The organism is Streptomyces sp. NPDC086080, assembly GCF_044540255.1.
Classification (GTDB): Bacteria; Actinomycetota; Actinomycetes; order Streptomycetales; family Streptomycetaceae; genus Streptomyces.
The window spans coordinates 13,622-25,980 of the sequence record NZ_JBITRU010000023.1 but is presented as its reverse complement, the minus strand read 5'-3'; the positions used below and the strand labels follow the sequence as shown (position 1 = coordinate 25,980).

Sequence of the window (12,359 nt, the reverse complement as noted above, 5' to 3'; positions counted from 1 at the left end):
GGGTCGTCAAAAGCGGCACCGCTCTTGACGTTTTTCGAGGGGCAGCCGGATCAGGTGGCCTCGACAGTGCCCGGCGCGGTGATGGGCTCAGGCTTGGTGAGCGTGGCAGCGACCTTCTCGAAAGCGGTGATCGCTTTGCGAAGATCAGCGACGATCTCCGCGGCGATGTCGGCCGGGTTTCCGAGTTCTTCCGCGTCCTGCGTAGGGAGTTCACGCGCAGGCCAGACCGTGGGCCGGGCGTCGGCCGGACGGGTGGCAGGAATGGTGACAAGGACGGTGTCGATGGTCGTCCCGGACTGGGAGAACGCCCGGGCCGGAAGTGCTTCGACGAGACCAGCGCGCTGTTCCACGAGCTTTCGGAAGGCTGTGGTGCTGCCGGTCTGTTCAGCGACGGCCCACGACATGACCGACACCAGCAGCCCGTCCGGCTTCAGGAACCGCAGGGCATAGGTGACATGGGCCATATCGGTGCCGCGGGTGAACGGCGGGTTCATCAGCACCCGGTCGTAGCCAGGGTTGGCGGGGATGGTGAGGAAGTCGGCGACCTGCACTCGTCGTGCCACATGCCTGTCCGACAGGTCGGTGGCGTACCCGGGGTCCCGCTCGATACAGTCCACGATCGCACCACGGGCTACTGCGGCTGTGGCTATGGCACCGGAGCCGGCAGATGGCTCCAGCACCGTCATGCCGGGCTCAAGGTCAGCCAGAGCGATGAGTCGGCCGACAACAGGGTCGGGCGTGGGGAAGTACTGAGCTTGGGTGCGTTTCTCCCCCAGGGTCACGACTTCACCAGTGGTGAGCACTGAGGCGAGCGCCTCGGCGGCGTCGACGGGGAAGAGGTGAGCACCCTCAGTCTTCGTCCATCGACCGCCGACCGCTTCGAGGACCTCGTTGACGCGCCGGTACAGGACGGGAGTCAAGCGGGGGCCGACGAGCACCAGGCGATGACCGTCAGTCTTGGTGCGGTCTGATAGAACTGCGAGCACATCCGTGGGGATTCGCATCGAAGGTTCCTTTGGCGCGGCCGAGCAGGGATTGGATGGACGCGAGAGAACGTCAGAGGTCGCCAAGAGCGGTGCCAGCCAGGGGAGTTGGTTGCACGGCACCGCTCTTGGCGGTCCTTAGGGGCAGCAGGGTCAGACGACCATGCCGAGGAGCCTCTGCCGGATGCTCGGATCGATGTGCTGCATTGAGTCGGCGTAGCGTTTTGCCAGGTCAACCATGAACGACCAGTCCATGGCGGAGCACGGTGCGTAGTACAGGTTCTTCGGGTGGTCCTGACGCGTGGACGGCGGCAGCCAGTCGAAGTCGGTGACCATGAGCGAGAGCCTGCGCTGGCGCACGCGGCTGGCGTTGATGTACCGCCAGATCTGCGTGTACTCCGTTCCGCCCGACACCTTCGGGATCCTGCGGAACTCCTTCCAGATCTGAGCCGTCGACTTGTTCTCCGTACGCAGCATCACCTCCTGGGACAGGAAGTGGCTGAACGAGTTGAAGTACAGGTTGATGTTGAGCTTCTTGGCGATCCGGATGAGCATCATGACCGCCTCCTGGTAGTTCTCCTCGGAGATCGAACCGGAGGTGTCGATGTAGATGTGCAGGTCGGGCATGTACTGCACCGAGGTGATCCGGCCGGGCTTATTGCAGTCGTCCGGGTCCCGGCGGCTGGCCTTGAGGAAGGTCGCCTTCGTCGTGCGGAAGATGTTCTGCGACTTGTTGACCTTGCCCATCCGGCGCAGCACCCGGGTGATGTCCTTGAGCAGGTCGAGCTTGCTCGGCGGCTGTTTGCGGAACGCCACCTGGGCGCTACGGCTGCCAGGCTGGCCCGGTTGCTGCTTGGCTCCCAGAGCGGCGGCCCGGGCGGCTGCCCGTGGCAGCGATGTGAGCTTGGACAGCGACGTGTTCGAGACGACCTTCACCGGCGAAGCCAGCGACTGGTTGATGAGGTTCCACTCCCCCGTGATCTTCGCCGCGGTGGCCCGGGCATGGGCCTCGACGTTGACCAGGACGAGGGAGCACGGGCAGAACAGCTCCCCAAGCGTGAACGGCAGGACGCCGGTGTCCAGGGCGGTGTTCTGCTGGCCGGCCTGGGCCCGCTGCTGCTCGGCGTAGTTCATGAGCATGTGCACGAGCACGCGGGCGAAGGAGTGCTCATCGTTGGCGTCAGAGTCGTCCTTGCGCACCAGCAGCGACTCGGTGAGCCCCTTCAGAGACAGGGCCGTGAAGTCGTTGAGCAGCTTTGTGGTGGCCGGCGGCAGCGCGCTGGCCATCGTCTGCGTCTGCTGGGACAGCCAGATCTTGAAGTCGTCGAAGGCCGCGGAGGACTGGAACCAGAACCCGAGGGTCTCGGGGTGGAAGGTGTAGGCGATCGAGGCGAAGAAGGCGCTCTCATCGCCGGTCCCCGCCAGCAGGGCCTTCGCGGCCGGGAGGACGTCAGCCTGCGCGGTGTAGAGCACCCGCGGGGAGGGTGCGGGCATCTTGTTCTGCTGCCCGGCCTGGACGGCGAAGAGCTCGGCGACCGGCAGCGGTGTGCCCTGGTCGAAGTTGATCAGGGTCTGCCCGAGCAGCTCCTTGACCGTCTGCTCGCTGGCTGCGTTCAGCGTGTTACCGAGGCAGCTCAGGACCAGATCCGGGATGTCCCCTGTCAGATCAGCGCCCTGGGCGTCGGTGATGCTCGCCGGGGCGCTGGGGTTCAACGGCTCCAGCAGCGGGTCGATGAGGGTCTGCCGGATCGCCGGCATCGGGTCGTAACCACCGGTGCACGAGATGGTGTGCAGTGCGTCGAGCACGGCCGGCTTCTGGTTCGTGACGGTGATCGTCATGGGTCGTGGTCTCCTTCTGAGGACAAGGCAGCGGCAGAGCGCCGCCGGTGGTGGGGAGTTGCAGCAAGGACGGCAGCCCGCAGCAGTCCCCACCACCGGTGAGCGAGCGATCAGAGGAAGGCCGAGAGGACCGGCTTGGCCTGGTTGACGATCGGAGCGTCGATCTCCATGAAGGCCTCCAGGTTCTGGCGGTCGATCTGCTGGCTGGTCACCATCTCGATGAGCGTGCGGGTGTGCTCCGGCTCGATCTGGGTGACGGCCTGGGCCAGCTGCTCGATGAGGCGCGCGTTGTCCTTGCTCTCCTTGAGCGCGTACAGCAGCGACCCGGACTTCTCGTTGTCGGTCAGCGTCGCGATGACCGCGGCCATGTCGGTCATGGTCGCTGCGGCCTTCAGGCTCTGGTAGCAGTTCGGCTTCGGGACGTTCACCCGGTTCTGCTGCACGCCGCCGGCGTTGTTCGCCAGGTCCTGGGAGATGGTGGCCACGAGCTGCGTGGTGAACATGGTGTCTCCGACGTAGGCCTCGATGGCCTCGTTCAGCAGCGAGGTCTCGCGGTCGCCGATCTGGATCGGGGTGGCCAGGTACTGCGCCAGCTGCTGCGGGTCGGCCGCGTTGAGCCACTTCGACAGGTTGTCGATGGTGCGCGGCGTGGTGAGCTGGTTCATCTCCTCGCCGCCGTCGAACAGATCGGCCATCGTGACGTTGCCGTTGTCATCGTCGTCCTGTCCGTCGGCGACGATGGCCTCGGGCGTCGACTTCTGGAAGATCAGCCCGGGGTACTGCGTGAGCACCGTCTTCACCCAGGGGTTCATGTTGTCGCCGAGCACGGACATGAGGGTGGCGGCGTCGGGCTCGACATGAAAGACCGCGAAGCGGGACAGGCTCGCCTCGTCGAGCGAGGTGACGTTGCCCCTGTCGTTGCCGGCCACGACGATGCGGACGTTCTTGGGCAGCTCGACGTAGCCCATGCGGCGCAGCGTGACCAGGGTCAGCGCGCCGGAGGTGACGTCGGAGGTGGTGCGGTTGATCTCGTCGAGGAAGAGGATCGGCCACTCACGCGGGTTCTTCTCGGCGTAGTCGATGCACTCCTGGATCACCTGGTGCGGGTAGAAGACCTGCTTGTAACTCTGCGTGCCGTCGTCCTTGGTGTACGGCACCAGGCGCGCACCGGTGAGGTCGGCCTTGTCGGCGAGCTGGTTGCACGGCAGTGTGAATGCCTGCGTGCCCATGGAGTAGGCCAGGGCCTCGACGAAGCTGGACTTGCCGATGCCGGGTTCGCCCATGAGAGCGGGCGTCGCGCCGACCTCAAGTGACTGCTTGATGAGGGTCGTCAGAGTGTCGTTGAACTTCATGTCGGTGTCTTTTCTGTGCGTGGGCGAGGAAGAGAGAGAAAGACAAGAGATGTCGGAGGACGGCGCTGCTGCTCTCGGCGTCGCCGAGGCTGCATAGGCCGTGAACGGTCCTGTGGCGCGGGCCGCGCCGTCGGAGCCCGGCGGAGACCTGCACTCCCGCCATGGGTGGCGATGGAGCCCCGCTGCACATCGCCACCCGATCGCGCTCCGCGCGATCCAGCACTGTCTCCCACCTGTGCTCGGCCCCGCCGCAGCACCCGTCACTCACCCCACCCGCTGCCGGAGGCAGCAGATGAACCAGGAGTAGAAGCAGCAGGCACAGAGTGTCAGATGGTCGACGAGGAACGGGCCTCGCGGTCGGCCACGAGCGCGGCGGCTCGGTCGAGGAGGAAGGGCCGGCCGTTGCGCCGCTCGCTGTGCTTGGGGCGCGCAGGGATGACGTCGAGCGCTGCCTTGTAGAGCAACCACGTGGTGTCGCCCGTCGAGTACTTGACGCCGAGGGCGCTGTAGGCGCGCAGTTGCGTCCGCATCCAGCCGTAGAGCGAGGCAAGAACGGAGAACTCCCAGCGGGACATGTCGTGGTTGAAGTCGCCGGGGTCCCGGAGCTGATGGCGTGCGCTGGCCAGGGTCTGCTCGACGATGGCTTGCGAGTACGGGATGTCGGGCATGTCCTCGGCGGTGTCGACATCTGCTGCTGAAGCACCGGAGCTCTCGCTGGCGTTCACGGCCAGCTGCGCGTAGAGGTCCTCTATGGAGGCGAAGGTCGACGCGCTAGTGGCTGCGTTGACGTGAGCGACGATGCGATCGGGCACCGGCTGGCGGGTAAAGGTCGACCAGTGGTCCAGGAGCAGCTCGTACCAGCCGTGTTCCTCACGCAGGACGCGCTTGCCGGCGGCCACGGGGAAGTCGTGGAAGTTCTTCGGCAGCGGCATGACGAGATGGAAGCCCTGGCCGGACATCGACAGCTCCGAGTAGAGGATGCCCGGCAGCCGCAGCAGGTCTGTGGCCACACCTGGCGGGCAGTCGGCCTCGATGTCGAGGACGAGCAGCCCGTCAGTCTGGGCTTGGAGGTAGAAGGCGGTGTTCGCGGCGTTCGGTATCGCCGCGGTGAGTTCGTCGAGGGTGAGCAGGCAGGTCTCGTCCAGGGCGAAGGCTCCGCGTAGTGGGCCGGCGTGCTTGCAGCTGGAGGTGCAGCCAGCAAGCAGGTGCCGTACGTCGATCGGGGCCTTGCGCTTCGGCGGCTTGGTGGGGTCGTCGGGGGTCTCTTCCCCGATCTGTCCGGAGATGGTCCACCGACAGGCACTGGCGAGAGCGCGGATCGCGGGGTTGCCGTAGAACTGCGGGAACCAGGCATGGAGGTCGGCTGGAGTCATCGTGGGACGCACGCTTTCGATCGGAGGCGTCAGGAGGGGAAGAGAAAAACAGGACCCCCGTACTGCACGGATGCGGGTACGGGGGTCTCATCGATGGTCAGCGTGGATCAGCCCTGGTAGGTGATCCCCGCCTGCTGGGCCGGGCCGGAGCCGTTCCAGGGGCCAGTGGCCACGGGCGAGCCCACCGCCGAACCGGCGTCCTTGAGGGAGGCGTTCTCGGCCTCCAGGCGCGCGAGCTTCTGCTCCAGGGTCTCCTGCTGGGCAGGAGCAGGAGCTGCGGCCGGAACAACATCCGCAGCAGGAGCAGCAGCGACGGGCGCAGCCACGGCGGTCGCCGGGGCGGCCTGAACCGGAGACTGCGCGGCCACGGCCACAGGTGCGGACGCCGGCTGCGGGGCCGGGAAGGACAGGCCGTCCTCGACCGCGGTCGCCACCGGGACGGCGGCGGCAGGGGCAGCACTGGCAGGAGTGGCCTGAACGGGGCGCGGCGTGCCGTTGAGCACGATGCCACGCGCAGCCAGCTCAGCCTGGTCGATGCCGCCGGCATTGTAGTAGCGCGGCACCTCGTGAACGATCACCTGTTCGAGGGCCAGGCCGCGGTTGTTGAAGTTCTTCGGCTTGTAGGTGCGCAGCACGAGCGTGACGTCGAGGCCCTGCGCGAGCTCCCGGCCGGACTCGTCCTGGTCGTAGGTGCCGTCGCCCTTCGGAGAAGGGATCGCGATGACCGGCAGGGTGCTGCCCTTGGAGTCGATGGAGTAGTTGGGTCCGGTTTCGGGCCGCTTCGGGGAGTCGTAGCGGCGCTCGGAGACGAACTGCTCTTCGATGGTGGGGTTGTCCGGATCGGCGAACTGGACCTCGGCGTGAATGATCGTCGCGGTGGTGTGCGGCTTGCCGACGGGGTTCATGCCGTTCTTCGTCTTGCGCTGGTCGCTGGCGACGAGCTCCGCGCCCTCGATGAGGCGGGCGAGTACGGCGAAGCCGAGCTTCCCGCGGATGAAGACGTTTTTGCCCTCGGTGATCTGGCTGGCGGAGATGGAGTAGTTGGCCATGGTGGTGCGGTTCCTTCGTTCGGTCTGGCGGTCGGTGGTTCGAGGGTCCATTGGAGGGCTATCAGACAGGATTCGGACTGCCATCCAATCCCTTATTCTATCAACTTCTGTTCGGCTATGAGTAGAATGTCGATGTTGGACATGAATGATTGCGAGCGCTATTCAAAGAGGAGTTGAGACAGGGATGACGGCTACGATTCAGAGGCCAGTGGGGACGGCGTTGAAGCCGCCGGCGCAGACGAGAGCATCTGCCGGGAGTCACGCCGGCCCGATGGGCTTCGGCAACGGACCCGTCATTGCCGCCAGCGTCATGGTGGGCGGAGCGGCGCTCTTCGCCGGATGGGGCCTGACGCAGCTCGCGACGTCCGACGGCGGCTTCATCCGGGCGCTGCAGGGCAATCACGCCCCGGTCGAGGCGCCGGTGAATCCCGGCGAGAAGAACGCCGGAGGCGGCAGCGCCCAGCAGCCGAGCGAGGGCGGCACAGGGAAGCAGGACGAGAGCGGGGCGAGTCAGGATCCGGCGCCGGGTCGCGGCGACGAGGACAAGCCCAACGGATCGGGTGCACCGGCCGAGGCGAAGCCCGCGCCGAAGGTAAAGCCATACACCATCAAGCCAGGCGATACGCTCACCGCGATCTCGGGGACGACGGGGGTGCCGATCGGCATCCTGGTCGAGACGAACAAGATCCAGAATCCGGATCTCATCTACGCGGGGGCCTCGCTACTCATCCCGCTGGTGTGACGACCCGGCAGGGCGGCACTGCCGCGTACCGAGCCTGATTCGATGCCCTGACCGCCACGAGGCGGTCAGGGCATCGTCGTCTTCTCAGGCGGAGGACTCTGCTTCCCGGCGGGCTTGCAGGTCCATCAGTCGCGTGCACAGCTGGTGCAGCTGCTCGACCTCGTCGTTCATGGACCGGATGCCATCCGGCGCGTAGTCAATGCGAGTATTCGAGCTTGTACTCGCTGAGCAGCTCGATCTTCGCATTGACGAGATCGAGCGCTGTGCTCAGATCGAGGACGTCGTCCAGCGTGAGCGCGGAATCAGCGGAGGCGGTTACGCTTCGGTCCTGGGCGCTGCCGCCCAGTCGCTGCTCGAGGTCGGGGGAAGGTTCTGGATGTCCAGCCAGCGGTTCATCGCTTCATCCTGGTCGGCGACGCCGTCTGCTTATTTGTGCAGGGTCAGAAGCATGATCCACCCGGTGGGGACGAGGGTCGCGATCTCGAACTCGGCCGGATCCAGACGCTGGACGACGCGGTAGAAACTTCCCTCAGAGGCCTGCCAGATCGTGGTCTTGCCGCGGTAGACGCCGGCGCGGTTGCTGTGGAACTTCACCGCGAGGTCCTCCATGCTCAGCGGGTTGCTCATGGTTGCCGACACCTGGACGCCGAAGGTGCCGAAGACGAACTGCGTGGCCTCGTAGGGATCACCGCGAGGCGTCACCCGGGACCGGCGTGAGCCGGTCCGCGGCATGTCTCCCCGCAAAGCACTCGGCCCGGGTTCGACGCCCGGATCAGCTGTGCTGATCCCCTCCCCTGTTGCGAAAATGCAGCACTGTAACAGCGTCAGAGATCAGACGACCGTCGGCCATGCTGCCGGCGGGGTCGTCTGAGGTACGAGGTCGTGTTCTCTCACGCCGCATCAGTGTCGTCGGACTCACCCCGGCCAAACAGGAATCCGCGGACGTCACCGTTCTTCATCATGTCCTGCAGATGCGCTAAGAACACCGCGCGCTGCGTGGCCCGGCGATCAGCCAAGGGCTCGTACTCACGCAGCACCTTCAGGTTGACGACCCAGCCGTTCTCGCGAGAGATGGCCTGGTCAAGTTGAGAGTCCGGCACGACGTCCATGCCGGTGAAGTCATGATCGAACTCGGACGCGATGTCGAGGTGTTGATTTGGCTCGTCGATGTAGAGCGTGTCGACGCCGACCTGCTGGCCGGCCTTGTCGAATGCCACGAGGAACACACGGTCTGCCCTGGTGGTGTTGTCGACATGGACCGCTGCAACGTTCGTGTCACCGATGAAGCTTGTCTGCTCGAACCGCTCGTACACGCGGGCACGAGCGTCATAGCACCACATGATGCGCCGGGCTTCGTTGAAGCCTTTGAACTCGTCAGAGTTGGACGCTTCTGAGTGGAGGTGGTTCATCGGTGCTCTCCTTCATATGCGAGATCCGGCATGTCATGCAGTTCGCCCCGTCTGGCTCGGGGGCCTTCTCTCACGAAAGTCCAGCGGCCGCGCCGTTCTCACGCCGCGCACTGGTCTATTCTGAGCGTCGCCGACGTGCTCGAACAGGCCGGCGGAAGGCCCCAGTGGTTCCTCAGATCTGCTGGTGATGACTCTGCTGAGAGTCGTTATGCACAGGCCCTGACAGGGGCTTGGTTTTGCGCTGGCGAGAGCGGGTGCCGGGACGGTGGTTGGAGCCACCCTCTGGTACCCGCCTCCTGGTGCATGCGGCGCGTTCGGCTTGTGCCTCACTCGCCCGGTGGTGGGGCCGGGCTTGCATTGGCAATGCTAGGCATTTGCTGCGGGCGATGCCATTTCGCCGGTGCACAAACCGACCATTGACACCTGTTGGCATTGCACCAGTCGGCCGCGCGCCAGCGCGGAAGTGCACCTTCCGCATGACGGTCGTTTCGGGGGTGCACACATCCCGATTCCCGGCATGACTCATCCGGCACTTGGAGAACTCTGCACCACATTCACAACACCACGCCTCAACCGGCCAGTTGGTCGACAAAGCGTCATTTCACCGGTGACCTTTGTGATCTTGGCGGGATGAGTTTACCCCCTTTCCACGAGCCACTTTCCTCGCGTCCTCCTTGGGTCGGTGAGGGGTTTGTAGTGGCCCCTCCCATGTGATCGAGCTTCCCGCCGAGCCGATGCTGGCGACACCCGTCGAGACGTTTGCCCTCCCGTCGAATTGGTTTGCCGAACCGAAGTGGGACGGCTTCCGGGCCTTCGCAGCGCGGGTTAACGAACTGGTCGTGAGAGAAGAGACCAGGCTCGCGTTCGAGCGGCTCACACAGCGGCTGCACCGACGGGGTGCCGCCGCGCAACGTGCCGCGACCGTCTGGCCGGCTCACTATGTTGCCTTCGACCTGCACCATCTGGACGGCTGGAGCCTGCTTGAGCGTCCCTACGTCGAAAGGCGGTGCGCGCTGAAGGACTTGTTCCGGCAGGAGGGTCTCTCGGCGCCCTGGACGCTGTGCCCGTCAACCAATGATGCGGAGGTGGCCCGCGGGTGGCTGACCTGGTCAGCGGCAGGCGTGGAGAGCTGTGTGTTCAAGGACAGCGGCAAAAGCTACCGGCCAGGGGCGCGCTCCTAGCGGAAGTTCCGCGTGTGCGACACCCTCGAGATGGTCGTCGGTGCGGTCACCAGAGCGCCGCGCCGCCCCGGGATCCTGCTGCTCGGCCGGCACGACTCGGAGAGACGACTGCGATATCTGGGACGTACAAGCGCCTTGCCAGCCGCCCAGGCCCGAAGTGCAGGCGGCTTCCTACGCCCGGTGCAGACGGATCACCCGTGGGCCGGGCGGTCCTTCTCTGCCGTTTGGGGATCACAGTAGAAGCTGAAGGCGTCGCCGGTCGTTCCGGAGACGGTCGTGGAGGTCAGCGCGGATATCTCCCGGAACGCTCGAGGCCGTCTGTGCCATCCTGTTCGGTTCGTGCAGGTACGAGCGGACATGGCCGTCGCCGACGTGCCACCCTTCGAGGTCCGCAGGCCAAAGGAGAGAGGGAGATGAAGACCGGGACCCGCGCCGGGCGCTGGTGGCAATGGTCAGCAGGCGACCACGGACAAGCCCGGACGACCTGAGCGCAGATCAGGCTGGCCTGTGACGACGTGCAACGAGAACTGGAGATCGCGTACGCCGGCGAGGGTAGCCAGGTCGCGCTGCATGTGGCCTTCCAGGGCGCGCAGGTGGGAACGGACCGTGACCTCGGAGAGGCCGAGCGCGCGGGCCGCGGGCTCGACATGGGTGTCGAACGTGAGCCAGGCGAGTGCCGTGGACACCAGGTCGCGTCTGTCCGCCTGGACCGGCCGGACCAGGGTCTGTGCCCAGGCGCGCACTTGGGGAGTGCCCAACAGCATTACTAGGGATGCCGGTTCCGAACCCGTCAGCCGCGGCGAAGCGGACACCTCCCGCTGCGTGACCAGTTCCATGGCCAGGGCGACGGCGATACGGTCACTGATGGAGGCGAAGTCCATGCGCAGGAGCTCGGCAGCTCGTGAGGCGCGGCGCATGACGGTGTTGCGATGCAGGCGCAGCCGGCGGGCGGCCACCGTGTACGGGTAGGCGAGGGCGGCCGGAAGGGTCTCCCGCATGGACTCCCACTGTGTCCCGTCGTGCATCAGCGGGTCCAGCAGTCGGCGGGCCCACTGCTGGGCTTCTGCCTGTGGTAGGAGGCTGACGAGGTCGGAGCCGTGCACGGACAGGGCCACGGAGTCCGGCTGGAAGGCGGCGAACCTTTGCGCAGTGATGGCCTCGTTGAGCGCGTTGGCGAGCAGCGTCATGGAGTAGACACCGCTGCCGCCCAGGGACGAGGGGGGTTCCAGGGCACCCACCAGGCGGGTGAGTTCGGCGGAGACCTCCGCACCGGTGTCGTCGTCGGAGCGGATCGGATGCACGATGAGTATCCGCCGGTCGTCCCTCGGGTCGGGCACGACGAGGGCCTGCTGTCCGACGGATAAGCTGAAGCTGTGCGCAGCCAGGTCCCGGCGTGCCTGAGGGGTCTCCACAACGAAGACGCGGGCGGTCTCGGGTGCCAGAAGCCCGGGCGCCAGATTGGCCATGACACGCCGGGCCTTTTCGACCTCGCCGTCCAGCAGCAGTTCGAACGCCGCGCTGCGCGCCGCCTGGGAGGCTCCGGAGGCCGCCCGGTACTCGCGGTGCGCCTGGTCCACGAGTCCCAGGAGCTTGGCCGCGTGCCGGAGCAACCGCAGGTCGGCCTCGTCGAATGGGGTTCTGCGGGCCACCGCGAGAACGGTGTCCGCTGCCGAGGCCGGGGCCAGCGAGATGAGCTGGGTGTGGGGTCCGGAAAGCGTCTCGGGGAGAATGCCGTCGACGGACTGGCGGATGATGGCCTGGGCCAGTTGCTCGGCGGCGGTGGCCGGTGAGGCGGCGAGGACGCGCTCCGGTTCGCTTACCAGAACCTGACAGTCCAGGACCCGGGCAAGCCAGTCCGCGATGCGCTGCATGGCCCGCGCATCGGCCAGCTGGGCAGGCAACTCCTTTACGAGCGAGTCGAGTTGGGCAGCACGACGCTCGGCGAACATCAGGCGAGCCTGTTGAATCTTCTCATGCATGCCTTCCCAGCGCTCGGCGGGCGCGGACGTGATCAGCAGGGCGATGCCCAGCCGGGCGGCCCGGTCCACGATGGCCGGGGGGAACGGCTGACGCGCTCCTGGAGCGGCAGTGACGGCCAGGCCAGCACTGCCGTCCCGGCTCATCCGCTGGAGCAACAGCTCGAGCACCGTGGTGATGCGACCGCGGAGGCGGAAGGGTGACGCGCCAGTCATCAGGACGAGCGAGCCATCGGGCAGAGTCGACGGGACTCCGCCTTCCAGCAGTTGTTCCGGCGTCATCGTCACCACGCCGTTGATTTCCGTGGTCTGGGCACGCCGGGAACCGCTTTCCACGAATGTCAGTTCGAGTTCAGGCCTATCGGTGGACAGTGAGCCCAGGGTCGACATGACGTGCTCCTCGGGAGTTGGGACGAGGTCGTGTAGCACCCCTGACACCGGCTCGCCGGCATGGG

Annotated in this window: 10 protein-coding genes; 2 read left to right on the top strand and 8 right to left on the bottom strand. The window is 66.2% G+C overall.

Going from position 1 to position 12,359, the window contains the following annotated elements; all coding sequences use genetic code 11:
- Window positions 1–50: 50 nt before the first annotated feature.
- From ACIF9R_RS24845 to ACIF9R_RS24825, 5 genes are all read right to left on the bottom strand, one after another.
- Window positions 51–1,004, bottom strand: a complete 954-nt coding sequence (locus ACIF9R_RS24845) for a class I SAM-dependent methyltransferase (RefSeq protein ID WP_399984033.1) — start codon at window positions 1,002–1,004, stop codon at window positions 51–53.
- A gap of 132 nt (window positions 1,005–1,136) precedes the next feature.
- A complete protein-coding gene (locus ACIF9R_RS24840; RefSeq protein ID WP_399984030.1) occupies window positions 1,137–2,822 on the bottom strand; it encodes a hypothetical protein in 1,686 nt (561 codons plus the stop codon).
- Between the two features lie 110 nt (window positions 2,823–2,932).
- Window positions 2,933–4,174, bottom strand: a complete 1,242-nt coding sequence (locus ACIF9R_RS24835; protein WP_399984027.1) for an AAA family ATPase — start codon at window positions 4,172–4,174, stop codon at window positions 2,933–2,935.
- 326 nt (window positions 4,175–4,500) lie between these two features.
- Window positions 4,501–5,547, bottom strand: a complete 1,047-nt coding sequence (locus ACIF9R_RS24830) for a hypothetical protein (RefSeq protein WP_399984024.1) — start codon at window positions 5,545–5,547, stop codon at window positions 4,501–4,503.
- 107 nt (window positions 5,548–5,654) lie between these two features.
- On the bottom strand, window positions 5,655–6,647 hold the full coding sequence (locus ACIF9R_RS24825; protein ID WP_399984021.1) for a hypothetical protein: 993 nt from the start codon (window positions 6,645–6,647) through the stop codon (window positions 5,655–5,657).
- A 220-nt stretch (window positions 6,648–6,867) separates the two neighbouring features.
- On the opposite strand from ACIF9R_RS24825, the gene ACIF9R_RS24820 reads away from it, so the two are divergent.
- The gene (locus tag ACIF9R_RS24820; RefSeq protein WP_399984018.1) at window positions 6,868–7,338 is read left to right on the top strand and encodes a LysM peptidoglycan-binding domain-containing protein; all 471 of its coding nucleotides are present in this window, start codon (window positions 6,868–6,870) and stop codon (window positions 7,336–7,338) included.
- Window positions 7,339–7,764: 426 nt separating this feature from the next.
- On the opposite strand, the gene ACIF9R_RS24815 is transcribed toward ACIF9R_RS24820, so the two are convergent.
- Together ACIF9R_RS24815 and ACIF9R_RS24810 are read right to left on the bottom strand one after the other, a co-directional pair.
- Window positions 7,765–8,070, bottom strand: a complete 306-nt coding sequence (locus ACIF9R_RS24815) for a hypothetical protein (RefSeq protein WP_399984015.1) — start codon at window positions 8,068–8,070, stop codon at window positions 7,765–7,767.
- A 158-nt stretch (window positions 8,071–8,228) separates the two neighbouring features.
- Window positions 8,229–8,747 carry a hypothetical protein gene (locus ACIF9R_RS24810; protein WP_399984012.1) on the bottom strand — a complete coding sequence of 173 codons (519 nt, stop codon included), beginning with the start codon at window positions 8,745–8,747 and terminating at the stop codon, window positions 8,229–8,231.
- Between the two features lie 710 nt (window positions 8,748–9,457).
- On the opposite strand from ACIF9R_RS24810, the gene ACIF9R_RS24805 reads away from it, so the two are divergent.
- Window positions 9,458–9,928: an ATP-dependent DNA ligase gene (locus ACIF9R_RS24805; protein WP_399984009.1), complete on the top strand. Its 471-nt coding sequence runs from the start codon at window positions 9,458–9,460 to the stop codon at window positions 9,926–9,928.
- A 452-nt stretch (window positions 9,929–10,380) separates the two neighbouring features.
- Here ACIF9R_RS24805 and ACIF9R_RS24800 read toward each other — a convergent pair whose 3' ends face one another.
- A complete protein-coding gene (locus ACIF9R_RS24800; protein WP_399984006.1) occupies window positions 10,381–12,294 on the bottom strand; it encodes a helix-turn-helix domain-containing protein in 1,914 nt (637 codons plus the stop codon).
- Window positions 12,295–12,359 lie beyond the last annotated feature (65 nt).

Coding starts and splice junctions, on each gene's coding strand:
- ACIF9R_RS24835 (WP_399984027.1), bottom strand. CDS start 4,174: ATGAAGTTCAACGACACTCTGACGACCCTCATCAAGCAGTCACTTGAG.
- ACIF9R_RS24810 (WP_399984012.1), bottom strand. CDS start 8,747: ATGAACCACCTCCACTCAGAAGCGTCCAACTCTGACGAGTTCAAAGGC.
- ACIF9R_RS24820 (WP_399984018.1), top strand. CDS start 6,868: ATGGGCTTCGGCAACGGACCCGTCATTGCCGCCAGCGTCATGGTGGGC.
- ACIF9R_RS24840 (WP_399984030.1), bottom strand. CDS start 2,822: ATGACGATCACCGTCACGAACCAGAAGCCGGCCGTGCTCGACGCACTG.
- ACIF9R_RS24800 (WP_399984006.1), bottom strand. CDS start 12,294: ATGTCGACCCTGGGCTCACTGTCCACCGATAGGCCTGAACTCGAACTG.
- ACIF9R_RS24815 (WP_399984015.1), bottom strand. CDS start 8,070: ATGCCGCGGACCGGCTCACGCCGGTCCCGGGTGACGCCTCGCGGTGAT.
- ACIF9R_RS24825 (WP_399984021.1), bottom strand. CDS start 6,647: ATGGACCCTCGAACCACCGACCGCCAGACCGAACGAAGGAACCGCACC.
- ACIF9R_RS24830 (WP_399984024.1), bottom strand. CDS start 5,547: ATGACTCCAGCCGACCTCCATGCCTGGTTCCCGCAGTTCTACGGCAAC.
- ACIF9R_RS24845 (WP_399984033.1), bottom strand. CDS start 1,004: ATGCGAATCCCCACGGATGTGCTCGCAGTTCTATCAGACCGCACCAAG.